This is a genomic window from Bacillus cereus group sp. MYBKT14-1, from assembly GCF_051915185.1.
GTDB lineage: Bacteria > Bacillota > Bacilli > Bacillales > Bacillaceae_G > Bacillus_A > Bacillus_A cereus.
The window spans coordinates 412,888-438,523 of the sequence record NZ_JBQAEF010000002.1 but is presented as its reverse complement, the minus strand read 5'-3'; the positions used below and the strand labels follow the sequence as shown (position 1 = coordinate 438,523).

Genomic DNA, 25,636 nt, shown 5'->3' with positions numbered 1-25,636 from the left:
TGAAATTTCTAATTTTATTTTTTTTATGTATAGTAAAATATTGTAGAGGAGGGGGAGTATATGTTAGCTGGATTTTTAGTTTGTTTATTTGTTGGGTTACTTATCATTTTTTTAGGGTATCAAATACATGTGAAAAAGAGGTTGTTTTTGTTAGCAGGATATCAAGAAGAAACGTTTGTTGGAGATAAAAATAAATTAGCGAAGCTTTCAGGAGCATTTTCTTATATAGTTGGAGTTGCTACTATAATATTACCGCTTGGCTTAGAAAAAATAGGGGATGTAGTTGGTATCGTATATGCTATATTAATTGTTTTAGGTACAATTGTATTTATAATTAAAGCAAACCTATTAAATAAGAGTGCTATAAAGTAAAAAGGCTTCATTCTACTGAAGCCTTTTATTAATTATTATGAAGTATAAGTAAAAGCCGGAATAGGATCAATAAATGTATTCCACTTTTGTCCCATTTCCTTTTCTGTTAATAGACAATCATCTAATGATTGTTCAATCACAGAACGATTCATATCAATACCGATAAATACGAGCTCAGTTATTCGATCTCCATATCGCTCGTCCCAGTTTTTTAATACTTCTGGTTCTTCTGCAATCATTTGATTTCTTTCAGTTTCAGGTAATGCGGCTATCCATTCACCGGCTCCTTGAATTGTAATAGAGGAACCTGCTTGAGATAGAAGCCCTATCATATTATTACGAGATGCCAGCCAGAAGAATCCTTTCGCTCTTACAACATCTAAAGGCCATTTTTCTAGCCAATTCATAAGGCGCTCGGGATGGAAAGGATATTTGCGGCGGTAAACAAAGGAATTGATACCGTATTCTTCCGTTTCCGGTGTATGATAGTCACTATTTAATTCTTGTATCCAGCCGGCCGATTGACTGGCTTCTTCATAATTAAATAGATTTGTGTTTAAAATTTCTTGTAATGGTACTTTGCTAAACGAAGATTCAAGAACTTTTGCATTAGGATTTAATTTTTTTAGTAAATGATGAAGCTCTATCACATCTTCTTTTTCTAGCAAATCTATCTTATTAAGAATAATTACGTTTGCAAACTCAATTTGATCTATTAATAAATCAATAACTTCCCGGGTATCATTCTCATCGATTGCTTGTTTTCGGTCTAATAAACTTTCTCCATCTGCAAAATCATCCCAAAATCTGTTTGCATCTACAACTGTAACCATCGTATCGAGGCGACAATTTTTCGTTAAATCAATGTTAAGAACTTCGTCTGTATAAGTAAATGTTTGAGCAACTGGAATAGGCTCACTTATACCAGAAGATTCAATAATAATATAGTCAATATCACCATTTTCAACAAGACGATTCACTTCTATCATTAAATCTTCTCGTAGTGTACAACAAATACAGCCATTTTGAACTTCTACTAGTTTTTCCTCCGTACGTGAAAAACCACCCTTTTTTATAAGAGATGCATCAATGTTTACTTCGCTCATGTCATTAACGATGACAGCTACTTTTAAGTTATTCTTATTAGTCAAAATGTGATGTAGTAAGGTAGTTTTTCCAGATCCTAAAAAACCACTTAATACAGTGATAGGTACTTTTTTCATGAAATGATCTCTCCTTTAAATCGTAATGATTACGTTTTATGTTAAACGATAGGAAAAGAAAAAGCAAGAATAAATCATAATGATTACGATTTAAGAATAGAAATAGACTATAAAATTTGTGCTGTAGTATGGAGCATTTGGACAAGCACATGTTTACATATAAATAAAATGGAGGCGAGAAGCTTGGTCTTTAATAGAGTTTCAAAAGAATTAGTAGGCATAGCTCTTATCGCTATGTTTCTCTTTTTATTATTTTTTGTAGATTTTACAAGTCTAGCAAATTTGCACAAAAATATGCCACAGGAATGGTTGAATGTGAATACAGTATTTTTAAGTATCATTTTTGAAGCAATACCCTTTATTTTATTAGGGGTAATTGTTTCTTCATGTATTCAAGTGTTTGTGACGGAAGATATGATTCAAAAAGTAATGCCGAAATCTCCGATTGTTGCAATGATTCCGGCAGTATTTGTGGGAGTTCTTTTTCCAATGTGTGAATGTGTCATTATACCAATTGTAAGAAGGCTCATTCAAAAGGGGTTACCACTTCATGTAGGCATTGTTATTTTACTGAGTGCACCCATTATGAATCCAGTTGTTCTTTTATCTACTGTATATGCGTTTCCAAAAAATGATTACGTTGTATATGCACGCTTTGGGATAACAATTTTAGTTGCTCTATTCATAGGTCTAATTGTGTATTATTGCTATCGCGAAAGAAATGTTTTAAAAGATGTAGAGGTTTCAGTTCAAACAAGCAATAAAAAGAGTTGGAAAGATGTTATGAATCATATTGTAGATGAGTTTTTTGATACTGGTAAGTATTTATTGATTGGTGCTTTTTTAGCAAGTGTATTTCAAACGTTTTTTGATCGGAATGTACTGGATGCAGTAGCACATAACGAAGTAATTGCCCCCTTTATTATGATGGGATTTGGTTATGTTTTATCAATTTGCTCTGCAGCCGATGCTTTTATAGCGGCATCTTTTGGACATGTTTTTTCGGTAAAGGCACTTCTCGCATTTCTTGTGTTTGGGCCTATGCTTGATATGAAAAATACGTTAATGCTATTTGCATATTTTCAAAAGAGATTTGTATTCTTTTTGATGGGAATTGTCATTGTATCTGTGTATACCATCCTGCAAATCATAATGTTATAGGAGGTGAGAAAGAATGGGGAAAGAGGAGCAGAAGGCATATCATTGCTATATTCGTGGCATTATTTTAATTGGTTTAGCAATGCTCTTATTTAAACTACTTGTAACAGGGAATATTTATAATTTTATCGCTCCAAAAATGATCAAATTTACGTATATAGCTTTTGTAGTAATTTTAATTTTTGGTATTGTACAAGTTTGGAGAGATGGAAGAGAAAAACAGCATGATTGTAATTGTTGTAAACATCATACAACATCAAAATCAGGGATAAAAAGTTTCTTTGTATATGTTTTATTTGTCGTTCCGATAGTTAGTGCTTTTCTCTTTGGAAGTGTAACAATTGATGGAAGTTTAGCAGGAAAAAGGGGTATGAATCAAAGTGTACAGGCGAGAAGTCTAGAAAGGAACGAAAAAGAGGGGAAACAGGTTAAGTTTGATGGGCGAGAAGTATCAGTTGATCCAGAAGAAACATCAAATTTAGCAACGATTTATAAAACGGAAGAGCAAGTAGTAAAAAGTATGTTAGGACAGCGTAAACTACAAGTAAAGGATAAGGATTATGTTCAAACAATGAATGTAATTGGTCAAAATGTCAATTGGTTTAAAGGGAAAGAAATTACATTCTTAGGGTTTATATATAAGGATAAAGATGTGACGGGTAATAAAGCAGTAGTGGCTCGATATGGTATAACTTGTTGTATTGCGGATGCATCAGTCTGGGGGATGATTGTTACCGGGAAAAATATTGAAAAAATTCCAGAAGAAACATGGGTGAAAATAACAGGATTATTAGATGAAACGACATATAAAGGAACAGTCTTTCCACTTGTAAAAGTAAACAAAATCGAGAAAATTAATAAGCCAACTGACCCATATGTATATGATGCTTTACCTCAATAGAAAAGAATAAATTCTTCATATTTTCATGAAATAGAATCATAATCATGGCAATAAAAAAATAAAGATAAGAGTAATTTGGTTTGTTAAAAATATGTGCAGAAGGAGTTATGCGATGAACTGGGTTACTCATAAACCATCATTTGAATTTGAAACATTTAGTTCTATTATTCGGTCACAATCTGCGTGGAGTGGACATTTAGATTTTGCATATGACTTAGTACGATTTGAAAAACCGGAAACTTTAGTTGAGTTAGGTACACATCTAGGTGCTTCTTTCTTCAGTTTTTGTCAAGGAGTAAAAGATGGAGGGTTATCGACTAAATGCTTTGCAGTAGATACTTGGGCTGGAGATGGGCATACAGGTCCATATGGAGAAGGGGTTTTTCAAATAGTAGAAAAAGTAGTGAGCGATAACTACCTTAATATAGGAAATTTAATTCGATCTACTTTTGATGATGCTGTAGACCGGTTTCAAGATGAAACGATAAATCTTTTGCATATTGATGGCTATCATACGTATGAAGCTGTTTCTCACGATTATAATACATGGCTACCGAAAGTCGCGAAAAACGGTATTGTATTATTTCATGATATTGAAGTTAGAAGTGGTGATTTCGGCGTGTATAAGTTTTGGGATGAGGTAAAAGCGAAGTGCCCTCATTTTCAATTTGCGCATTCATATGGACTGGGAGTGTTATTTCCGAAGGGTTGTAGTGATAAGTTTGAGGAAATACTTAAAAATAAAGAAGAAATACAAAATATGTATAAATAAAGATAGGGCATACATCATTTTAAGGATGTGTGCCCTATTTTTTGCGTAGAAAATAATGGTGTGAATTAAAAAGTTAAGATAGTTGTAAAAAGTTTTGTTGCAGCAAATATTAAAAAAGTTAGTATGGGATTGTTCCTTGTAAATAAAGTGAAGCTTTAATATGTTCATATCGATTCGGAATTTTACAGTAGTTAATTTCTTACCTAAGTGCTTTGCACTTACTGAATTTTAAGGCGGAGGTCTTATTGGCCGAAAATATCGGGATAAATAAAAATACAACATTTTTTATATTTTTCATTGCGAAAAACGTAATCTACTTTTACAATAGAAAGGGTTGTGAATATATTATACTGGAAAAATAAATCGAAATAATATGAAAATTTTGTTTTGTCTTCGCTAATTGTATATTACATACATGTAAGACGACATACGTCATGTTATCGACTTGTAAGGAGAGAAAAAAATGAAAAGTGTAAGATTACCATCGATGCTAGAAATCATAGTTCTTTTATTACTATTTCTTGCTGTTGTCTTTTCCTTCCAAACGATTTTTGATCTCCCAATTCAATTAGCGCTATTTATTTCATGGTTTTTAGTAATTGCGCTTGGATTAAGATTAGGATTTCGTTATCAAGAATTGCAAGATGCAATTACGAAAGGGATTTCTAACGGATTAGAAGCAATACTGATTTTAGTTGCAGTAGGTGCTTTAATTGGAACGTGGATTGCTGGTGGGGTAGTACCAACATTAATCTATTATGGATTAGAATTTATTCACCCTAGCATATTCCTATTAGCAACATTAATTATTTGTTCTATAACTTCTATCGCAACAGGAACGTCTTGGGGAACAGTGGGAACAGCAGGTATTGCTATGATGGCGATTGGTGAAGGACTTGGTTTACCACTTCCGCTTGTTGCTGGTGCAGTTCTTTCAGGAGCTTATTTCGGCGATAAATTATCACCACTTTCTGATAGCACAGTTCTTGCAGCTTCTATGGCGAAAGTAGATGTTATTGCTCACGTTCGAGCTATGCTCGTATTAGATGTTCCGGCTTATATTATTACTAGTATTATGTTTACTGTAGCTGGTTGGATGTATGGCGGCGATAATGTAGATTTGAATCGAGTAGAATTTTTAAAAGAAGCTTTATTAAAGCAATTTGATATTAAAATATGGATGCTTGTTCCGGCGGTCATTGTTATCGTTCTATTAGCGATGAAGAAACCGTCTATGCCAACAATTGCAATGGGAGCTTTAATTGGTGCAATTTGGGCAACTCTTTTCCAAGGGATGAACTTTGGAGAGGCGATTGGAACAGCTTATAACGGATTCTCAATTCAATCTGGTGTTGAGTTTGTTGACAAGTTATTAAACCGTGGTGGAATTAACGGCATGCTTGGCTCAGTAGCCGTTATTATTTTCGGTTTAGGATTTGGTGGATTACTTGAAAAACTAGGTGTTTTAAAAGTAATCGTATCAAAATTTGAGAAGAAATTAAATTCTGCAGGTAATGTAACATTGTCTACATTAATCGTGGCATTCTTAGCTAATATATTTGGTTGTGCGATGTATGTATCACTAATTTTAACACCAAAAATTATGGAAGATAGCTATGATAAATTAAAAATAGACCGTCGTGTATTAGCGCGTAACTCAGAAGTAGGTGGAACGTTAACTTCAGGTATGGTTCCATGGTCTGATAATGGTATTTTTATGGCTGGTATTTTAGGTGTAGCAACGTTCTCATACGTTCCGTTTATGTGGTTAAGCTTCGTATCGTTAATTTTAGCAGTTATTTACGGATATACAGGCAAATTCATCTGGTATGTAGATGATGCAGATAAAGGAAAGCAAGCATCATAAAATAAAAATCACCTTCTACAATATGTAGAAGGTGATTTTTTTATTTTTTAATAGCATTTGCTGAAGTTATTTCATTCTCATATTTAGCAATTTTTTGTTGTATCTTTTTTAAGTTTTTTTCAGTGTCTTGCATGAGCTGTAAGACATTGGTCTCCTGTTGTTTCATTAATTCTAACCTTTGAAGGATGGTAGATTCTCCTTCCATAGACCAGTCGATAAATTGTTTTATTTTTTGAATTGGCATACTGGTGTTTTTTAAACACAAAATCATCTCTAAATATTTCAGTGCTTCTTCATCAAAAACTCGATCTCCTTTTTCGTTTCTTTGCAGAAAAGGAAACAGTCCTTGTTTATCGTAATAACGTATTTGAGAAATAGTTAAATGTTGCATTTTGGCGACTTGCCCAATTGTATAATACATATCATTCATCCTTTTATTACCAAGGTATAATGCCATCTTTGTTAAGTATTTTACCATTATAGTTTGTTTCACTTAATGCATATTTAATAATAATTTTAGCACTTTCAGTGGTTGTATGGCCACCGGGGGAATTTCCATTAAGATCCGTAGTTGTAAAACCAGGAGTTACCCCAAATACTTCTGGACCGTTAGTGGCAAATTCTTTACTAAAAGCTAATGTTAAAGCATTAATAGCTGTTTTGGAAGAATTATATCCTAGTGTATTAATTGGATGTGTTTCACCATTAGCAAACATTGTTAGTGAGGCCATGTCAGTTGTTACATTTATTATTTTACTGTTGCTTGAATTCTTTAATAATGGTAAAAAGGCTTGCATCATTTGGAAAGTTCCAAAAAAATTAACTTCAAATCCTTGGCGTAAAGTTTCAATATTTAATTCACTAGGTAGTGTATTGAAGTCTAGCGCTATGCCTGCGTTATTAATTAATAAATGTAAGTGGTCAGTCGTTTCGTAAATTTTCTTTATTGCTTCTTGAATGGATTGTGAATTTGAAATATCTACTTGAATATAGGAAACGTTTGAAACATTTAAAGATTCTACGGCTTGTTGTCCAAGTTGTTCATTACGAGCACCTAAAAATACGTGATAATCTTTTTCTGCTAATTGACGAACAAGTTCATATCCAATTCCTTTATTTGCACCTGTTATAAAAGCATATTTTTTCATATTGAATTCCTCCAGTAGTGTTATAGTAGGTTACAATGGAAAGGATACAGCCTAAACTTAAGTTTAGGTCAAGAGGAATTTTTTAAAATAAATATAGAATATCTATATATAAGAGTGAGAATTCTTATCATTTAAGAGAAAGTCTGTTATTATAAGAGATGTAGGTATTATATTTTCAAGGGGATGAAAACATGGAGTACAGAATTGAAAGAGATACATTAGGAGAAATAAAAGTTCCAGCTGATAAATTATGGGCAGCACAAACACAACGTAGTAAAGAAAACTTTCCAATTGGAACAGAGCAAATGCCGCTTGAAATTGTAAAAGCATTTGCAATTTTAAAGAAGAGTGCAGCGCTTAGCAATCAAAAATTAGGAAAGCTATCAGAAGAAAAAGCAGAAGCAATTGTAGAAGCTGCGGATGAAGTGATTGCAGGGAAATGGAATGAACATTTTCCGCTTGTCGTATGGCAAACAGGTAGTGGTACACAGTCAAACATGAATGTGAATGAAGTAATTGCAAATCGTGGGAATCAAATTTTGAAAGAGAAGGGATCTGACGTACATATTCATCCGAATGATGATGTGAACATGTCACAAAGTTCAAATGATACATTTCCAACGGCGCTTCATGTAGCTTGTGTAATCGCAGTAGAAAATCACGTATTACCAGCAATTACGAAATTAAAAGAAACTTTAGCAGAAAAAGTAACTGCATTTGAACATATTATAAAAATTGGTCGTACACATTTACAAGATGCAACGCCGTTAACTTTAGGGCAAGAAATTAGCGGATGGCACCGTATGCTTGAAAAAACAGAGCGTATGATTGCAGAGAGCAATACATATATGAAAGAGTTAGCAATTGGTGGAACTGCGGTTGGAACAGGTATCAATGCTCATCCTAAATTTGGTGAGATGGTATCAGAGGAAATTAGTCAATTTACAGGTAAACAATTTGTTTCTGCACCAAATAAGTTCCATGCATTAACGAGCCATGATGAAGTTGTATATACTCACGGTGCATTAAAAGCATTAGCTGCGGATTTAATGAAAATCGCTAACGATGTACGTTGGCTTGCAAGTGGTCCACGTAGTGGTCTTGGAGAAATTATTATTCCAGCAAATGAACCGGGAAGCTCTATTATGCCAGGGAAAGTAAATCCAACGCAAAGTGAAGCATTAACGATGGTTGTAGCGCAAGTGATGGGGAATGATGCAACAATCGGATTTGCTGCGAGCCAAGGTAACTTTGAGTTAAATGTATTTAAACCTGTTATTGCTTATAACTTCTTACAATCAGCTCACTTATTAGCGGATGCAATTGTTTCGTTTAATGACAATTGTGCAGTTGGTATTGAAGCAGATGAAGAAGTAATTAATGAAAATGTGAATCGTTCACTAATGCTTGTAACAGTGCTAAACCCACATATCGGATATGAAAATGCAGCGAAAATTGCGAAGCATGCTCATAAAGAAGGGTTAACTTTAAAAGAAGCAGCATTGCAATCTGGGCTACTAACAGAAGAGCAATTTGATGAAATTGTAGATCCAAAGAAAATGATTGCTCCAAAAGAGTAATAGAGAAAGCCAAGGTTCTTAGTATAGAATCTTGGCTTTTTTGATGTTCATTTTTATGTTTCATCTACTTGCAATACTACAAGCTTCAAAATATATTATTTGTTAGCAGGCGTATTCATTACTTTCATCTGTGGGCAGTTCTCTTTTAAGAGTGAAATGAATTTTTCTTCTTCTAGTGGTACGAAAGTGGTCACTGAGTCAAATAAATTGTAATGGATTTCTAATTGTTGTCTAGTCCATTTTTTTGAATGAAGTTTTTTACCAGAGTATTTAACGTGACGAATATCTTCAAATGGAATTTCAGTATGAAAAATGAAACCGTGTTTTACAACAAGAGATGATTCCGTTATGTTGTAGTGAGAGAAATAGAATGAAGAAAGATTCACGATATTTAATAGCATCATGAGAGTGAAAAAAATAGAATTTTCATTTTGGAAGAATAACGAAACGAAAAAAATAATTATAAATAATGTAATGAAAATGACGTGGAATGGATTTTTTTTCGCTTTAAATTTCAAGTTAGTCACCTCGGTATACTTGTTCTTTAACTAAATTAAATCATAACATTGTGATAAAACGTGTGAATATGCAGAATTGCATATTCGCGCGTTTTATTATTCATGTAAAATTTCTTGATGGGATAAATTCAAAAGAAGTTTTGTAATAGTGGAGTGGCATAAAGTGACTTACAAGAATAGAAAGATAGCGTTAGTCATAATTAGTTGTATGATCATTATGAGTAGTTGTGCTAATAAATTTGTTGAAGATAGAAATCGAAAGCATACATTTGTACAAGCAAGTAAGGTTTTAGTAGAGACTGTAAATAGAATATATAAAAAGTAAAGGATGTTTTCTTATACGAAAACATCTTTTTTGTAGTTAAAATTGAATACTGAAGTTTTGGAATGAGTGAATACCAGTTCCATATTCACTAATCGCATATGTATTCTGTGCAATTTGTTTAACGGTAAACTAAGGGTCTTAAAGAATATTTATGTTCTATTTCACATCCTATAAAATGAATTTGTATAAACATATTCGCTTTTCGTTGTATTAAACCCTTTTGTTAGATGTTTTTATAAAAGTTTATGAAATGGGCAAACGAAACGTTGAAATGTTTGTTTGTGTTGTGATAAGATGATGAAGTGATAATAAACGATATATTGATTTGTTTGGTTTTAAATAAACATTTTGAAGGAGTGTTTAGTATGAGCGATATTTCAGAGAAGTTTTGGGATGCGTCAATAGAGGAATTAAAGAAAGGGTATGTGTTTGATGAAGAAAAAGAGGAGTACATTTGCTTAGCTTGTGGTGAAACATTTATTAAAGGTGTTATTTATCAAGATAACCAAATTTTGTATGAAGCAGAGAAGTTCGTCCAATTGCATATTCAAAATGAGCATACGTCTATGTTTGATTATTTGTTAAATATGGATAAGAAATTTACTGGTTTAACGGATTTACAAAAGAAAATGGTTCAGTTTTTCCATATGGGACTGAATGATAAAGAAATTGTAAAAGAGATGGATGGCGGAAGTACATCAACAATTCGTAATCATCGATTTACACTGCGAGAGAAAATGAAGCAAGCAAAAGTATTTTTAGCGCTAATGGAATTATCAGAAGAAAAATCAAAAGTACAAACGAAATTTGTGCCAATTCATAGAACAGCAACGATGGTGGATGATCGATACAATATTACGGAAGAAGAAAATGATGAAGTATTAAAAGCTCATTTTACAGAAGGATTAGATGGACCTCTCTCTAAATTTCCGAAGAAACAAAAGCGTAAATTAATTATATTGCGCCATTTAGTGAAGAAGTTTGATAGTAATAAAAAGTATACTGAAAAAGAAGTAAATACAGTGATAGAAAATGTATACCCTGATTTTGTAACTTTAAGAAGATATTTAATCGAATATGGATTTTTAGATCGAACAGCCGATGGAAGTCAATATTGGGTGAAGTTATAATCATACGAAAAGAAAATGAATAGAAGCACAGTATTATAACAACTATACAAAGAGATAGAGATTGAAAATAGATGTTTAATAAAAGGAGAAATGAAATTTGAAACCACCTGCAGATAACAATAAAGAAGGTGCGGAGTCACATAAGTTGGAAAGTGAGAGTAAACCGATTTGGAAATCGATGTCGATGTTTTTAGTACCGTTATTATTAAGTAATGTACTACAATCAGTTGGACAATTATTTGGTATGGTAGTAGTAGGAAGATGGCTTGGAGTTAATGATTTAGCGGCTATATCAGCATTCTTCCCATTATTTTTCTTGCTCGTTTCATTTGTAATTGGTATCGGTTCAGGAAGCTCTATTTTAATTGGTCAGGCGTTTGGTGTTAAAAACGAAGATCGTTTAAAAGCTATCGTTGGTACGACGTTGACGTTTACCTTTATTATTGGAGTTGTATTGGCGATAATAGGCAGTATTTTTGCGATGGATATTATGCGTCTAATGGGAACGCCAGAAAATATTATTGAAATAAGTGTACATTATGCACGGATTTTATTTATATCGATGCCAGTATTATTTTTATATTTCGCATATACAACATTTATGAGAGGTACAGGAGATTCTAAAACGCCATTTTACTTTTTAATTGTAAGTACAGCGCTAAATATGATCTTATTACCGATTCTTATTTTTGGATGGTTAGGAGCTCCGAAATTAGATGTGTATGGAGCGGCCTATGCATCTGTTATATCTACAGTTATTACGTTTATTGTCATGCTTGTGTATTTAAAGAAGAAAAATCACCCATTACAACTAGATGGAACGGTTAGAAAATACCTTCGAATGGATGGGGAGTTATTAAAGCTATTACTAAGGCTCGGTATTCCAGCGAGTATTAATATGATATTAGTTTCATTATCTGAAATTGCCGTAATCGCATTTGTAAATCGTTACGGTTCGGATGCAACAGCTGCTTACGGCGTTGTGAATCAAGTTGCAAGTTATGTACAAATGCCAGCAGTTAGCCTTGGTATTACAGTTTCCATTTTTGCGGCACAATCGATTGGTGCGAATCAATTTGATCGATTACAGAAAGTTGTGAAGGCCGGAATTATTATGAACTACGTCATCGGTGGTGTGTTAATATCTCTTATTTACGTATTCTCAAGAGACATTTTATCACTATTTTTAACGAGTCAAACTACAATTGAAATTGCTCATAGCTTAGTTATGATTACATTATGGAGTTATTTAATTTTCGGTCATGCACAAATTATTAGTGCGACAATGCGAGCGAGCGGTACAGTACTTTGGCCAACTGTTATTGGAGTTGTTTCAATTTGGCTTGTAGAAGTACCCGTAGCATATTATCTTTCTTACCATACAAGTCTTGGAATAGAAGGCATTTGGATCGGGTATCCAGCAGCATTTATTGTCAGCTTAATATTACAGTATGCATATTATAAGCTTTCATGGCAAAAGAAACGAATTACACGATTAGTTAGTTAAATAGAAAAATGTCCCTAAGTTATTAGACTTAGGGACATTTTTTCGTAAGTTCAGGTTTATAAATAGCTTTTTAAAGTTATATCAAAATGTTGTCTAATGAGTGTTTTATCACTCATATAAAACTCCCACGCTTTTTCCGGTTCACCGATAATCTCAAAGGATTCCTCTGTAATATATAAAGCGCAATTATCCTCCAGTGCAATTCCTTCTATATTCCCTTGATGATTTTGTAAAAAGGAATGGAAGGCGTTCATTCTGTTTAATTGATTATAATGTGGACAAAATCTTTTATTAACAATACCCCATCCGTTACTCTCTATATAACCAGAACCTTCATAATCTGATCGGATACTAGACGTGAACCAACACATAGCACCAGCGCTATAACCAGCAATAAGTGTTCCTTGCTGCAGAGCCAATAATAATTTTTCATCGAGTCTATGTTCTTTCCATTGCGTAAGCATGTGAATATAGTTCCCGCCACCTAAATAAATTAAATCGGCTGAATGAATCATCTCGTCTATTTCATACTTTGAAGGTGAATCTGTTGTACTACGTAAAATTTGTACTTCACAATGTAATTGTTTTTCAAAAGTGTCTAAAAATAATTTTATATAGCTTTCATCATCATGACTAGCCGTTGGAATAAACAATATTTTTGGGTACTGTTTATTTGTTAATTCTATAAGGCGTTCATTAATAGGCAAGTGATTTGAATCTTGTAAATCACCGCCACCAATGACAGCTAATTTCATAGTAAAGCACCACCTAATTATTTTTGTTATATAAAAATTCGATAGAAGAGAGTTACATTCCTTCCGTAATGTAATCAATAATTAGAAAATGTAGCTTAAGTATATCGGAATAGTAAAGAAACTACTGACTATATATACCAATGCATTAGAAACCATACATTGATATATAATATTTCATACTAATGTTTCAAAATATGGAAAAAATATGTTTAAATAGATATAATGACGCATTGATTCATATTGAATTTATACTTATATTTTAAAAGGGTATCGGAAATAATAGCGATTTTTTAAAACAGTTTTTACTTTTAATAGGAAGTTGTATTACAATATGTTAAAATTATTTCAATATATTTATTTAATATGAAATACAAAGAAGGAGAGTGAAAAAAGTGGATTTTCGATTTGAATTTACAACGAAGCTGAAAGAATACTTAGACGATGAGAAGGATGAAAAAATAATAAAAGATGGACACAGAGATGTAATTTTTCACTATTTATATGCGTTAGAGACTGAAATTGGCGTTGTTAAAAATCCTAATTTTACTTTTTTTGCATCAGGAAGACGTTCACATATAGTGTTAGAAAACGTTGAATTTAAAACAGAAGTAAATGTAAAAAGTAATATAATTGAAATTACAAAAATAGTGGATAATGTAGCTATTCCGTTAGATACTATCGTAGCGAAAGATCGGGAATTATTTGCACTTGGACGTAATGAGAAGTTTAGTGTACAAATATTAGAGCAGTATCTTTTTGATACATTTGGAGAAAAATTAGGTTTAAAATGAATGGAATAGCCTATGTATTTATGGGTAGTTAATTTTCATATATATCATTTACGTTTGACCTTTCATTTAATTTATACTACAATTCGTAGTGTGAAAGGAGTTGTACAATGTTTACTCAAAACTATAAGTTAAATGAGCACGGGTTAAATCATTTCTTTGGACCGCTTGAAGCGAAAATTATGGAGATTGTTTGGTCTAGCGATGGTATTACTATTAAAGAAGTGCAGCAGAAATTAAGTGAAGAATCACCTGTGAATTTTAACACTGTTATGACAGTTATGAACAGGTTAGTAGAGAAATTACACTTAGAAAAACAGACTGTGAAAAGAAGTGGTATATATCGTGCTGTACAAACAAAAGAAGAATTCTTATCCAATCAAACGAAGAAAATGACACAGGAATTGATGGGGGAATTTGGAGATTTAGTTGTAAATCATATGTTAGATGAGTTAGAGCAGGCTGATCCGACTTTAATAAAAAAGTTAGAAGACAAATTGAGTCAGTTAAAAAGAGAGGATTAATGAAATGAAATGGCAAATGCGTAAAATCGTATTGTTAGCAGTAATTGTTAGTATCCTCTTTTTCAGTATGTTAGTGTATTACGTTACATATCCATTTCTGTTTCAAAATAAGATGTTCCTTCTTTCAAATTTTTGCTTGTTCCAGTTAGAAAAACATATGAAAGAATTATCGCTGATTCGTATTATAATCGCTGGATTATTACTACTTACTGTATTAATCGTGTGCAAAAGAATTTGGCGACAATTTTTCTATAGTAAAAAATTACAAAAAGTACTTATCCCTTTCGTCCGAAAAAGAAAACAAATATATATATTGCCGACTACGGAAGTTGCGGCATTTACAATTGGGCTATTTCGTCCGAAAGTTGTCATGTCGGAAGGGTTGCTTCAAACATTTTCAGATGAAGAAATTGATGCGATTATTTTCCATGAAGAATATCATCAAAAGAATTGGGATCCGCTAAAATTATTTTGTTTTACGCTATTAGCAGAAGGAATGATGTACATACCGATATTAAAAGGGTTGTTACAGCGATATCATACGTATCAGGAGCTAGCTGCTGATAAATATGCGATGCAAAAAATGGAATCTTCATTTGAGTTAGGTAGCGCGTTATTAAAATTAATTAAAATAAAGACAATGGAAAATCGATGTGTTACAGCTTCATTTGCAAAAACAGCAATAAATTTACGAATCGAGCAAGTGTTAAATGAAAAGGTTGTTAAGCTTACTATTCCGTTACATACGAATTCGGTATATGTAACAGTAGGTTTATTCTGTATGTCGGTTGTACTTATTGTCGGAGAGTGCATATAGCCTCTTTTTTTAAGAATAAACACTACTCATCGTAGTGTTTAAGGGGGAATAAAATGAATGCAGCAGATTTAACAATTTGGCTTGTGGCTGGGGCGGGAGTATTGTCATTTATATCACCGTGCTCTTTACCGCTATATCCATCTTATTTATCTTATATTACAGGTGTGTCTATCCAAGATTTAAAAGAAAATCGTGGGATTATGCAAAAATCAGCGATTATACATACAGTATTTTTTATGATCGGATTTTCGGTTATATTTTACGCGTTAGGTTTATCGGTAAGCTGGATTGGAATAACATTTTCATCTAACCAAAAATTGATTCAACAAATTGGTGGGATTTTTATTGTTTTAATGGGGCTATTTATGACGGGCTTGTTTCAGCCTAAGTGGCTTATGGCAGAGAAAAAGGTGCAGTATAGAAGTAAATCGACTGGATATATTCGCTCGATTTTAGTCGGTATGACATATGCAGCGGGTTGGACGCCATGTGTTGGACCGATATTTTCAGCTGTACTCATGCTTGGCGCGACGAATCCTGAAGGGGCGCTTCTTTATATTACAGCGTATACTCTTGGGTTTGCGGTTCCATTTTTCGTGATGGCATTCTTTATTGGGAAGGTAAAATGGATTGTTACATATGCCAATGTCATGATGAAAATTGGCGGTGGAATGATGATTGTAACAGGTATTTTATTGTATACAAATCAAATGACGAAAATTACAGCATTCTTTATTCGTCTATTCGGTGGATTTACAGGTTTTTAAAAATGAGGAGGAAGAAAAGTGAAGAAAATAATTGCTATTATATTAGTAGGGGCACTCGTTTGGGCGGGGGTTAACTTTTATAATTCAAAGAAAGAAGAGAAGGAAAGAAAAGCGAAACAAGCAGAGTTACAGGAGAAAGAAGTATTACCACAAGTCGGTTTTAAAGCACCTAGCATCACATTAAAAGGATTAGACGGAAAGTTACAGTCGTTAAATGATGCCAAGGGAAAACCGTATATTATTAATTTTTGGGCATCATGGTGTGGGCCGTGTGAAATGGAGGCACCTGACTTAGTTCATATGTATGATAAATATAAAAAGGATGTTGAAATTTTTGCGGTGAATGCAACTGTTAGTGACCCAGTACAAGAAGCAAGCGCATTTGCTAATCGTTATGGTTTTGAGTTTCCTGTTCTACTAGATATGGACGGAGTAGCTGGACTAGATTATAAAGTATTCTCTTTACCGACGACATTTTTTGTTAATAAAGATGGAATTATAGTAGATCATGTACGAGGTGTATTACCACCAGATCAATTAGAAAAGAAATTTAAGAAATTGATTGAGAATTAAAAGGAGATTTGGTGACGATGGAGTGGATTGTGAGGTTACAACCCATATCTCTTATAATTGGAAGTCTATTTGGTTTTATGTTGATGAAACGAAAGATGAAGTATCAAAATGTATCATATGAAAAAATGATGGATGCCGTAACAAATGCTTTTCTTATCATCGTATTTGTATGGAAGTTTGCACCAGCAATTTTAAATCCTGTATGGGCTTTTGGGGCGCCGGTGCAAGCAATATTAGCTATTGGAAGTATGCAACATATTGTAGTAGGATGCGTAATTGCGAGTGTATACATTTTTTGGAAAAGTAAAAAGGAACAATTTTTGCTTCGTATTTTACTTGATGTACTCCCTTTTGGATTGTGTGTGTGCATTATCTTTTATTTTCTATTCCATCATGAAGTAGGTGTACAAACGACACTACCATGGGGAATGAATATATATGAATCTAAATTTTTATATCATCCTATTTTCGTATATGAGATCATCCTTGCTCTTTGTATAATGGGCTTGTTATGGATGAAAAATGAAAGGCTCGGAAATGGAAAGAATATAAGTGTTTTTCTAATTATTGAGGGGTTTGCTCATATTATTATTTCGCTTGTTAGTGAACAAAATTCGGTTCTGTTTGGTCTATCAGCAGAGCAAATAATGAGCTTTTGTATTATTAGTTTAGGGATTTTGTTGGTGCCGAAAAAATAAAAGATAGCCATGTACAGAGAGTATCTGTATGGCTATCTTTTATAAGCATATTTCTTCATCATATGCTAAATCATTATATTGTAGAAATCTAAAAACCCCTTTATTAGGGGTTTTTAGGTTTCTATAGGTCTGCATGTGTTTCTTGTTTATCTGTATCCCATTTTGGAAGTTGTTTTGCTTGTTGACTTTCAGTAAAATTATTAAATCCAAAAGCAAGTATGCATGTAAAGGTTAAAATAGCTAAACTAATCTTTTTCATTATCTTAGTGCCTCCTTAGTTAATAATTTTTGTTTTACTTCGTAAGTTTTGAAAAAATATTTTTGAGATTTCTCTATTTTATTCACTTTATGAAATTCTACTGCTAATAATTCGTAATATTCTTGTACATAATCGTATAATTCTTTACTGTTAAAATATGTAGTGCCTGCAATGATTGCGTTTTCTAAGTCGTCTAGAGTACCAGTGTGTTGTGTTTTTAAGATAGTGAAATGGTGTTTATATTCTTGATTATTTAATTCATTACAAATTTCTAAGCCTTTTTGAACCCAATCGTTTGCAAGTTCTTTTTCATTTAAACTAAAATGTTCTTTGGCTTGTAGAAAATTGGCTTTTAGGTGTTTAGGTAATTTGTTTGTAACTATTGTAAGATGTCTAATAGCAAGGGTTGATAGATTTTGAGAAGAGTAGAGCCAACCTAAGTTATTTCGAACTTTTAAGATTAGTGTATCGTCTTTCAGCTTTTGTAAAATATTGATTGCTGAATTATAGTTCTCTTCGGCTTGTTCGAATTGTTTTAAATAAACAGAACATGAGCCTAAAATGTTTTCGCATAGAGCTATTTTAATTTCATAACGTGGATATTTTGAGAAAATCTCTTTAGCTTGATTTGCATAATTGATTGCTGTAAGTGGTTTGTTTGTATGGTGATTAAATATAGCAAATTTATATTTATATTCAGCTTCTTCTAGTTCGCCTGGTACATGTTTTAAAAGGGATTCAGCTTTTTCGTATTCTTTTTTTGCTTCATCATAATTTCCAATAATGGTAGCATGTTCAGCTTTAAAAAAGTGATAATAATAAGTAATAAAGTCTTCAGTTATTGGATTGTCTAAACGAACAATTTGACTAAAAGTATCATACTTAATGTTTGTCCAATCGGTTAGGACCTTATATTTAAAGTTTAGTAGGGAGTAGTAAAGCGATAGAGTTTGATCAGCTTCAATTTTATTAATCTGTTTCTCTATTTTTTCTTTTAATTGTTTCGCTTCAATTAATTGCTCCGCTACCATTACTTGATATAAAATGTTTAATTCGTTGACAATCTGTTCATGCCCTTTTAATAACACACTCATTATATATTCCCCCATTCGATAAAAGTATCCTAATTTAATTATTTCTATAATAGCAAAATAGAAGAAGTATAAGAGTGATTTTACCATATTTTTCAACAAAATTCTGAAAAATTAATTAATTTTTACATATTTCTTATTTTTATGTGAATATTACAAGTGCCTCTGGTAGTGGTGGGATGAATCTGACTCATGATACGTTAGCATCAATGGGAGGGATAGTTTTACTTGTAAATATGTTTTTAGGAGGATTGTTCGGATTGGGTTCAACTGTTAAGTTTTTAACAAAAATTTCACTTTCTTATTTAATAAAAACAGGATAATCCTCACTTTATAAGAATCATCCTTTTTTTATTGATATATTAAAAAATCGGCGGAGTAACAGAAAATAAGACTATCGCGTTTTTTTCAAAATGATTCACCCATTTATGCTTTAAATAAGCAGGTATTTTTACACTGTCGCCAGTTTCTAATACGTATTCTTCCTCATTTAAATATAATGTGATTTTCCCATCTAAGACAAATGCTAATTCTTCTCCTTTATGTTCTAGCACATTTTCTGATGAAGCTGTATTAGGCGGGACGGTCATAATTGCTGTTGCTAAATTTCCAGTGAAATCAGGTGAAAGCATTTCATATGATAAATTATCAATAATCATTTTCTTTCGTTTATGGGAACGTACAATTAAATCGTCTGTATTTGTATCTTCAAGTAAAAAGCTAAATGTTGGCACATCAAGAGCTTTAGCAAGCACTTTTAATGTTTGGATAGAAGGGTTAGCGGACCCGCGCTCAATTTGACTTAACATTGATGGTGTAATATCGGCCATCTTTGCTAGTTCTTTACTAGTTAAACCTTTTTCTTTTCTTTGTTTTTCAATTTTTTTACCAATATCTATATTTTCCATAATGAAAATCTCCTTAATGATTATTAAATTATATTTAAGTAAATTAAATTAAAATTAACTTAATAGGATTATTTGTGTTAAACTATATTAAAATTAATTTAATTATAATTTATTGTATGGTGAGCTACAAGGATATAAGGAGGAAACAAAATGAAAGAAATAGGGGCATTACAAGCAGAATATCCATTAGTGAATAAGCTTATTGCAACAGAAGAAGTATTTTGGATAAATCCAAACATAGAAAAGTATGAAACAGCAATAAAAGATTCACCACTTAATGAAGAGAATGTAAAAGATGCGGAAGAGAGATTAAAGCGTTTTGCACCATATATTGCGAAAGTTTTTCCTGAAACGAAAGGGGCGAACGGCATAATCGAATCACCTTTAGTGAAAATACCTTCTATGAAAGAAGCTTTAGAGAGAAAATATGAGCAACCTATTTTAGGAGAATTATTATTAAAATGTGATAGTCATCTTCCAATATCAGGATCAATTAAAGCTAGGGGCGGTATTTATGAAGTGTTGAAACATGCTGAGCAACTAGCATTGCAGCACGGAATGGTAACAGAAGAAGATAATTATTCCGTTTTAGATAGTGATACATGTAGAGAGTTTTTCTCGAAATATTCAATTGCAGTAGGTTCTACAGGGAATTTAGGACTTAGCATAGGGATTATGAGTGCGAATCTAGGTTTTAATGTAACTGTTCATATGTCGGCAGACGCAAAAGAATGGAAGAAAGATTTATTAAGAAGTAAAGGTGTAAACGTTATTGAATATGAAGATGATTATAGCAAAGCAGTAGAAGAAGGAAGAAGACAAGCGGATGCGGATCCTAGCTGTTATTTTGTAGACGATGAAAACTCGCATGATTTATTTTTAGGATACGCAGTAGCAGCATCACGATTACAAAAGCAATTAGAAGAGTTAGAGGTTGTAGTAGATGAAAATCATCCTTTATTTGTTTATCTTCCGTGCGGAGTAGGAGGAGGACCTGGCGGAGTAGCATTCGGTTTAAAGTTATTGTATAAAGATAATGTTCATTGTTACTTTGCAGAGCCAACACATTCTCCTTGTATGTTACTCGGCTTAATGACAGGCCTTCATGACAAAATTTCCGTTCAAGATATCGGAATTGATAATGTAACAGATGCGGATGGACTTGCGGTAGGAAGGCCATCTGGATTTGTCGGTAAAACGATGGAACCATTTTTGAGTGGGAATTACACAGTAAGCGATGAAGAGTTATATAGATTGTTAAAAGAGCTAGCTGATACGGAGAATATTTATTTAGAGCCTTCTGCACTAGCAGGTATGATAGGGCCAGTGAAAGTATGTAAAGAAGATGAGTATTTACAAAAGCTACAGTTAACAGAGAAGGTGAAAAAAGGTACTCATATTGTGTGGGGAACGGGTGGAAGTATGGTTCCAAACGATATAATGGATGAATATTATAGGAAAGGTTTGGAATTAACGATATAAGAAAAATGAGGCTAGTTGTAGCCTCATTTTTTCATGTACATAAAAATCTTTGTTATTTTCACAATAGTTCTTTATAGTATATATAAAGGATAACTAATATTGAATAAATACAACAAAAAGCTTTATTTTACATAATAAGAGGATGTGTATACGATGTCATTACAGACTAAATATATAGCGGGTATTTCACTTGGGGTTATGGGTGTCGGCTTTGCGGCTTCTATCCCTTTTCAAGGAACGATAGCTGGAGAGATTATACAAGGGGGATTTGAAGCTGGGTTAGTTGGCGGGCTTGCAGATTGGTTCGCAGTTACAGCATTATTCCGTCACCCGATGGGAATACCAATTCCGCATACAGCTTTGTTACCTAAAAATCGTAAACGAGTAACGAAAGGGCTCATCAATACGTTAGAAAATGAATGGCTGACGAAAGAAAGTATTACGAATAAAGTAAAAGAGATGCAGTTAGCACAAATGGTACTGCAAATTGCTGAGAGAGAAATGCAGTCTGATGCTGTGAAAAAGGGGATTGTAACGATTGCAGAGAAAGCAATTGTTACAATAGATACAGAAAAGTTAGCTGTTATTATTGAAAAAGAATTAAAAACATATTTGCATACAATTAATACAAGTAACATTTTACAAGTGCTTGTTGATCAATTAGTTGTGCAAGAATATGATGAAAAGACACTTGATTACATATTAGTGAAGGTAAAAGATTGGACAGCGCAAGATGAAGCTCGTTACCAGCTCGGTAGCTTAGGTATGAAGGCAATGGAAAATATAAAAGTAGATGGATTCTTGCAGTTTACTTTGAAATCATTTATGAATATTGTAGATGAAGATAAAATTGGCGGCATTTTGCAGAAGTTTATCATTAGTAATATTAACAGCTTACAAGAGGCTGATAATAGCACAAGACAACTTATATTAGCGAAGATTCGTCAAGAAATTATCAATGTAAAAGAAAATGAAGCCTTATTAAAGGAATTAGAAAATTGGAAAGAAAAGTGGATTGCGAATTGGAATGCTACTGACAAAATAAAAGAGATGCTAGAGCAAGTACAACAAAGAGCAGTTGCTTTTGTAAATAATGAAGAATTTGCTGATAAATATGTTATTCCATTTTTACAAAAACAAATGAATAAAATAAAAGAAGATGAACAGACAGTTCAAAAAATAGAAGATTGGTTACAAAAACAAGTTGTAAGTCTTGTTGAGAAGAACCATTCGAAAATTGGTAAGCTTGTACAAGAAAACCTTGATAAGTTAGATGATAAAACGTTAATCGAAATGATTGAAAATAACGTCGGTAAAGATTTACAGTGGATCCGAGTGAACGGGGCTGTTTGCGGATTTATGATTGGATTAGTGTTAGAAGGAATTAAAGCGATTATATGAGAAAAACCTTCCGCAATTGCGGAAGGTTTTTTTATTTTTCAATAACACTCATATTCAAATTATAAGCTTTCTCAATATTTAACTTGTACGTCCCATTTCCAGTTTTAATCGAATTTTTATACCAATGTTCTTGGTTGTTTAATTCTGGATGTTCTTCTGAAGAAGTATTTTCGTTTTTCGTTAAATCTTCTACTTGTTCCCAAGGTGAGCTTCCGTGTGTTTCTTTTTGATTCGTTACTGCTGTTAAAGATACATCACTCTCTTTTGCAAGATGGACAGACACTCTCGAGCTTTCTTGTACAAACCAATTATTTTGTAATTGACCTGGATAAAGAGATAGTTCGTTATTTGAAGCACGGATTTCCACATTTTTATTTTGTGGAAGAACAAGCGTTGGTTTCACCTGTGGTGCTGAATTAAATAACGTATGCTGAACAGGTAATGATTTTAAAGTGATATACATCGTTTCTCCAGCCGTTTGAACTGAAAGGAAATCATCTCGTTTTAAATTGAGTTTTTCATTTGCTTTCGTCGTCATTTCATAAGTTCCCAAAAGATGAATTTGATTTGTATTATTTCCCTCTACCGTTAGAGGCTGATGCCCTGCATCTACTACGATTTTTTTGATAGATTCAGGTATATCAAATTGTCCGTCTGGAATATTACTCGTTTGCCTCGTTGTGTTAATAGAGTGACGAACTTCTTCTAGTAATCCAGTTGATAATAAACAGTAAAAAGCAATTCCAACGCTTCCTAAAACGCCGATAAAGAAAATACTAAAAATATCATATTTAATAAATGATTGTTCCTTCTTAGAAAATAGAAGGTATAGTAAAACTTCGGCTCCAAGTATGATAAGTAAAACTGGCCACCATGCAGTTAGTGTATCTAATACTTGAATTCCTTTTATGACTGAAAATAGTAAAAAGCATCCTAACGATATAATAGAAAGCCCCATTGAGAATGTTCCAACACGCCAAGTCCTCATTCGCTTGTCCCACCTTTGTTTTCTTTATTTCCAAGTAATAATTTAAAGCCGCCGCCAATTAAAAGGAGCGCAACGATAGATGTTTGGAAATAGCGATAATATAGTTCACTAAGATGAATATTAAATATAGTTGCAAAATAATTGTCCAAAATAGGAAGGACTGTTTGATTTAATAAATAATAACCACCGAGTGTAATTAATCCGATACCGATCCATCTTTGATGATTTATAAAATAATCGATAATGGGTTCGTCTTGAACTCGTTCTTTTCCGTATTTTGTGGTTTGCTGTAAAGCGTCAAAAAAGCTATAGAACCAAATGATTGGTACTAAAAATAAAAACGCTGAAAGTCTTAATAAGTCGAGTAAATATATGGAAAGTAAAAAGGCTGCCATAAGCTGAAGACCACGGCGCTGTAAGCCTAAATACATATGTCCTGCTCCAGGGAACATTGCTAAAATAGAAGCGAATGTTTTACTTTTCTTTCCTTGTTCACGATGTTCTTCAAAATCTTCGAAAATAGTACGGTCAACTAATTGCTCACCCCGTTCTTTTTTCTGGAGCTGCTGAACAACATCGAAGAAATTATAAATCCATAAAACAGGTAACGTCATGAGAAAGATAAGGAAACTTTCTTGAGATGTTAAAAGTGCAACGAAAATAATCATACTTCCGATTCCTGTACAAGCTACTAAAAATGTAAGGCCACGTTGCATAAGTCCTAATTGGAAATGGCCAAGTCCAGGGATGATAGATAGGAGAATGATATAAAATCGTTCGCTCTCTTTAGAGGAATTTATCAATTCTCCAGCTTCTTGTTTTTTTGTTTGTTTTATAATGGTGATAACTAAATCTAGTAAGTTAATTACCCATAGAACAGCTAGTAAAAATAGAGAAAGAAAAGCAATATCACGTTCTCTTACTACTATGGTACAAAATACTGCAAAGGAGAATAGAAATAAAGATCCTCCGCTATATAAAATAAACCGTCCTAGCTTTTTTAAATATAAATGTCCAAGCCCAGGAATTAGCCCTAATACAAGTGCTAAAAAGGGGTTTTTATTCATGCTTTGAACCTCCGTCCTTTTTTGGTGTGTCTACCGATTTGTTTACAATTTGTTGTGAGATAGAAGACTCGTTATGTTTTGAAGATTTCTCGAAATTTGATGTCGCTGTAAAAATATATTGGAATAAACCACTTACCATAAAAATAATTGTAGCCGCAGTCGCAATTATGTAGTGAATAATGGTGCGCTTTAGTGAGTTTGTTTTTATATTTTCGTTAGGCTGTAGCGTTTCAAAATCAATTTGCGTTATAACTTCGTTCGTAAATGAATCATCATTTATCATTGGAAGGTTTTCCTGTTGTTCATCGATACTTTCCATATAAAGTGCTAAACAATGATCACATTCATAAAGGTGTTCTTCCATAGATTCACGTTCATTGCTTTCTATAAAATCTAGAGTATAATTGCGCCAATCTTCTTTTGAATAATGTGTCATAGAAACTCTTCCTCCTTCCAATGTTTTTTAATCCATTTTCTTGCCCGATACAGTTTCATTTCGACTGTTTTCACTTCGATATTTTCCTGTAAAGCAATTTCTTGATAGCTTTTTTCTTCTAAGTAATGTGAGAGAACGACGTCACGATAATTTTCGGGAAGTTCTCTCAGTTTTTGAGCAATGAGTAATTTTTGCTCTTTCGTCAATAATAAAGCCTCAATATTATGAAAGGACTGTATATTTTCCTCAGTTTCTTTACATAAGGAGAGTTCTTCGTTTTCTCTAGCTTTCTTTCTCTTATAATCAATAGCGTGATTGGTGGCAATACGAGTCATCCATGTTTTTAATCCGCGAAATTGATAATTTGGGAGAGAGGCGTGAATTTTTACAAATACTTCTTGTGTAACATCTTTCGCATCTTCTTCATGTCTTAAAATAGAAAAGATAACTTGGAAAATATAGTGACGATATGTTTGCACAAGGACACGAAAAGCATGTTCGCTTCCTTGCTGTGCTTTTTCAATTAATAGTTTTTCCTCAATCGGTCTCTCCCTCCTTTTTGACGTATTCTATTATATAGA

29 protein-coding genes are annotated in these 25,636 nt (G+C 32.9%); 17 read left to right on the top strand and 12 right to left on the bottom strand.

The genetic code is table 11. The annotated features are described in order from the left end of the window. Window positions 1-60 precede the first annotated feature (60 nt). Window positions 61-372, top strand: a complete 312-nt coding sequence (locus tag ACTFO4_RS08735) for a DUF3784 domain-containing protein (RefSeq protein WP_000879373.1) — start codon at window positions 61-63, stop codon at window positions 370-372. Between the two features lie 35 nt (window positions 373-407). Here ACTFO4_RS08735 and ACTFO4_RS08730 read toward each other — a convergent pair whose 3' ends face one another. Further along, entirely contained in the window at window positions 408-1,595 is a 1,188-nt protein-coding gene (locus ACTFO4_RS08730; RefSeq protein WP_440013453.1) for a GTP-binding protein, read from the bottom strand. A 168-nt stretch (window positions 1,596-1,763) separates the two neighbouring features. On the opposite strand from ACTFO4_RS08730, the gene ACTFO4_RS08725 reads away from it, so the two are divergent. The 4 genes from ACTFO4_RS08725 (at window position 1,764) to nhaC (ending at window position 6,293) form a co-directional block, all read left to right on the top strand. Beyond that, a complete protein-coding gene (locus ACTFO4_RS08725) occupies window positions 1,764-2,756 on the top strand; it encodes a permease (protein WP_172442979.1) in 993 nt (330 codons plus the stop codon). A gap of 13 nt (window positions 2,757-2,769) precedes the next feature. Then, complete coding sequence (locus ACTFO4_RS08720; protein WP_017673980.1) at window positions 2,770-3,654, top strand: TIGR03943 family putative permease subunit; 885 nt, start codon at window positions 2,770-2,772, stop codon at window positions 3,652-3,654. Window positions 3,655-3,766: 112 nt separating this feature from the next. After that, complete coding sequence (locus ACTFO4_RS08715) at window positions 3,767-4,426, top strand: class I SAM-dependent methyltransferase (protein WP_017673979.1); 660 nt, start codon at window positions 3,767-3,769, stop codon at window positions 4,424-4,426. 463 nt (window positions 4,427-4,889) lie between these two features. Then, window positions 4,890-6,293, top strand: coding sequence for a Na+/H+ antiporter NhaC (nhaC, locus tag ACTFO4_RS08710; protein ID WP_000843992.1), 1,404 nt, complete (start codon window positions 4,890-4,892; stop codon window positions 6,291-6,293). Window positions 6,294-6,333: 40 nt separating this feature from the next. On the opposite strand, the gene ACTFO4_RS08705 is transcribed toward nhaC, so the two are convergent. Together ACTFO4_RS08705 and ACTFO4_RS08700 are read right to left on the bottom strand one after the other, a co-directional pair. Next, window positions 6,334-6,714: a MerR family transcriptional regulator gene (locus ACTFO4_RS08705; protein WP_012593198.1), complete on the bottom strand. Its 381-nt coding sequence runs from the start codon at window positions 6,712-6,714 to the stop codon at window positions 6,334-6,336. Window positions 6,715-6,730: 16 nt separating this feature from the next. Then, window positions 6,731-7,441, bottom strand: coding sequence for an SDR family NAD(P)-dependent oxidoreductase (locus ACTFO4_RS08700; RefSeq protein ID WP_025709158.1), 711 nt, complete (start codon window positions 7,439-7,441; stop codon window positions 6,731-6,733). Window positions 7,442-7,632: 191 nt separating this feature from the next. Between ACTFO4_RS08700 and fumC the strand changes: the two genes are divergently transcribed. Next, window positions 7,633-9,021 carry a class II fumarate hydratase gene (gene fumC / locus ACTFO4_RS08695; RefSeq protein ID WP_440013458.1) on the top strand — a complete coding sequence of 463 codons (1,389 nt, stop codon included), beginning with the start codon at window positions 7,633-7,635 and terminating at the stop codon, window positions 9,019-9,021. A 95-nt stretch (window positions 9,022-9,116) separates the two neighbouring features. Here the strand turns inward: fumC and ACTFO4_RS08690 are convergent, their stop codons facing one another. Further along, window positions 9,117-9,539 carry a PH domain-containing protein gene (locus ACTFO4_RS08690; protein ID WP_000669069.1) on the bottom strand — a complete coding sequence of 141 codons (423 nt, stop codon included), beginning with the start codon at window positions 9,537-9,539 and terminating at the stop codon, window positions 9,117-9,119. Between the two features lie 690 nt (window positions 9,540-10,229). On the opposite strand from ACTFO4_RS08690, the gene ACTFO4_RS08685 reads away from it, so the two are divergent. Continuing rightward, the gene (locus tag ACTFO4_RS08685; RefSeq protein ID WP_001280271.1) at window positions 10,230-10,994 is read left to right on the top strand and encodes a DUF2087 domain-containing protein; all 765 of its coding nucleotides are present in this window, start codon (window positions 10,230-10,232) and stop codon (window positions 10,992-10,994) included. A gap of 97 nt (window positions 10,995-11,091) precedes the next feature. Then, complete coding sequence (locus ACTFO4_RS08680; RefSeq protein WP_440013460.1) at window positions 11,092-12,501, top strand: MATE family efflux transporter; 1,410 nt, start codon at window positions 11,092-11,094, stop codon at window positions 12,499-12,501. Window positions 12,502-12,557: 56 nt separating this feature from the next. Here ACTFO4_RS08680 and ACTFO4_RS08675 read toward each other — a convergent pair whose 3' ends face one another. Next, on the bottom strand, window positions 12,558-13,256 hold the full coding sequence (locus ACTFO4_RS08675; protein WP_000762114.1) for a peptidase E: 699 nt from the start codon (window positions 13,254-13,256) through the stop codon (window positions 12,558-12,560). 392 nt (window positions 13,257-13,648) lie between these two features. Between ACTFO4_RS08675 and ACTFO4_RS08670 the strand changes: the two genes are divergently transcribed. From ACTFO4_RS08670 to ACTFO4_RS08645, 6 genes are all read left to right on the top strand, one after another. Beyond that, window positions 13,649-14,047 (top strand): DUF3942 family protein, encoded by a 399-nt coding sequence (locus ACTFO4_RS08670; RefSeq protein WP_000347525.1) that lies wholly within the window; start codon window positions 13,649-13,651, stop codon window positions 14,045-14,047. A 107-nt stretch (window positions 14,048-14,154) separates the two neighbouring features. Beyond that, window positions 14,155-14,568, top strand: a complete 414-nt coding sequence (locus tag ACTFO4_RS08665; RefSeq protein WP_000495053.1) for a BlaI/MecI/CopY family transcriptional regulator — start codon at window positions 14,155-14,157, stop codon at window positions 14,566-14,568. Between the two features lie 4 nt (window positions 14,569-14,572). Then, window positions 14,573-15,385 (top strand): M56 family metallopeptidase, encoded by an 813-nt coding sequence (locus ACTFO4_RS08660; RefSeq protein ID WP_000871939.1) that lies wholly within the window; start codon window positions 14,573-14,575, stop codon window positions 15,383-15,385. A 53-nt stretch (window positions 15,386-15,438) separates the two neighbouring features. Beyond that, on the top strand, window positions 15,439-16,152 hold the full coding sequence (ccdA, locus tag ACTFO4_RS08655; RefSeq protein WP_000990443.1) for a cytochrome c-type biogenesis protein CcdA: 714 nt from the start codon (window positions 15,439-15,441) through the stop codon (window positions 16,150-16,152). A gap of 18 nt (window positions 16,153-16,170) precedes the next feature. Next, entirely contained in the window at window positions 16,171-16,725 is a 555-nt protein-coding gene (locus ACTFO4_RS08650) for a TlpA family protein disulfide reductase (protein WP_000719879.1), read from the top strand. A 17-nt stretch (window positions 16,726-16,742) separates the two neighbouring features. Continuing rightward, window positions 16,743-17,423: a prolipoprotein diacylglyceryl transferase family protein gene (locus ACTFO4_RS08645; RefSeq protein ID WP_000454847.1), complete on the top strand. Its 681-nt coding sequence runs from the start codon at window positions 16,743-16,745 to the stop codon at window positions 17,421-17,423. Window positions 17,424-17,544: 121 nt separating this feature from the next. Here the strand turns inward: ACTFO4_RS08645 and ACTFO4_RS08640 are convergent, their stop codons facing one another. Together ACTFO4_RS08640 and ACTFO4_RS08635 are read right to left on the bottom strand one after the other, a co-directional pair. After that, a complete protein-coding gene (locus tag ACTFO4_RS08640) occupies window positions 17,545-17,682 on the bottom strand; it encodes a hypothetical protein (RefSeq protein ID WP_000724012.1) in 138 nt (45 codons plus the stop codon). Further along, the gene (locus ACTFO4_RS08635) at window positions 17,682-18,776 is read right to left on the bottom strand and encodes a tetratricopeptide repeat protein (protein ID WP_440013462.1); all 1,095 of its coding nucleotides are present in this window, start codon (window positions 18,774-18,776) and stop codon (window positions 17,682-17,684) included. Before ACTFO4_RS08635 ends, ACTFO4_RS08640 begins: the two co-directional genes overlap by 1 nt. Before the next feature lie 143 nt (window positions 18,777-18,919). On the opposite strand from ACTFO4_RS08635, the gene ACTFO4_RS08630 reads away from it, so the two are divergent. After that, window positions 18,920-19,096, top strand: coding sequence for a hypothetical protein (locus ACTFO4_RS08630; RefSeq protein WP_002040916.1), 177 nt, complete (start codon window positions 18,920-18,922; stop codon window positions 19,094-19,096). Window positions 19,097-19,135: 39 nt separating this feature from the next. Here ACTFO4_RS08630 and ACTFO4_RS08625 read toward each other — a convergent pair whose 3' ends face one another. Further along, window positions 19,136-19,681: a helix-turn-helix domain-containing protein gene (locus tag ACTFO4_RS08625; RefSeq protein ID WP_000427637.1), complete on the bottom strand. Its 546-nt coding sequence runs from the start codon at window positions 19,679-19,681 to the stop codon at window positions 19,136-19,138. 150 nt (window positions 19,682-19,831) lie between these two features. Here ACTFO4_RS08625 and ACTFO4_RS08620 point away from each other — a divergent pair, with 150 nt between their 5' ends. After that, on the top strand, window positions 19,832-21,163 hold the full coding sequence (locus ACTFO4_RS08620) for a D-serine ammonia-lyase (protein ID WP_000658538.1): 1,332 nt from the start codon (window positions 19,832-19,834) through the stop codon (window positions 21,161-21,163). Between the two features lie 153 nt (window positions 21,164-21,316). Continuing rightward, on the top strand, window positions 21,317-22,564 hold the full coding sequence (locus tag ACTFO4_RS08615) for a DUF445 domain-containing protein (protein ID WP_078421020.1): 1,248 nt from the start codon (window positions 21,317-21,319) through the stop codon (window positions 22,562-22,564). 31 nt (window positions 22,565-22,595) lie between these two features. On the opposite strand, the gene exsE is transcribed toward ACTFO4_RS08615, so the two are convergent. From exsE to ACTFO4_RS08595, 4 genes are read right to left on the bottom strand one after another with little or no spacing between them, the layout of a single operon-like run. Next, window positions 22,596-23,552 (bottom strand): exosporium protein ExsE, encoded by a 957-nt coding sequence (exsE, locus tag ACTFO4_RS08610; protein WP_326234741.1) that lies wholly within the window; start codon window positions 23,550-23,552, stop codon window positions 22,596-22,598. Then, window positions 23,549-24,619: a hypothetical protein gene (locus ACTFO4_RS08605; protein ID WP_061457016.1), complete on the bottom strand. Its 1,071-nt coding sequence runs from the start codon at window positions 24,617-24,619 to the stop codon at window positions 23,549-23,551. The genes exsE and ACTFO4_RS08605 overlap by 4 nt, the downstream gene beginning before the upstream one ends. Next, window positions 24,612-25,055, bottom strand: coding sequence for a hypothetical protein (locus ACTFO4_RS08600; protein WP_017673971.1), 444 nt, complete (start codon window positions 25,053-25,055; stop codon window positions 24,612-24,614). The genes ACTFO4_RS08605 and ACTFO4_RS08600 overlap by 8 nt, the downstream gene beginning before the upstream one ends. Next, entirely contained in the window at window positions 25,052-25,534 is a 483-nt protein-coding gene (locus tag ACTFO4_RS08595; RefSeq protein ID WP_440013468.1) for an RNA polymerase sigma factor, read from the bottom strand. Before ACTFO4_RS08595 ends, ACTFO4_RS08600 begins: the two co-directional genes overlap by 4 nt. Between the last annotated feature and the right edge of the window lie 102 nt (window positions 25,535-25,636).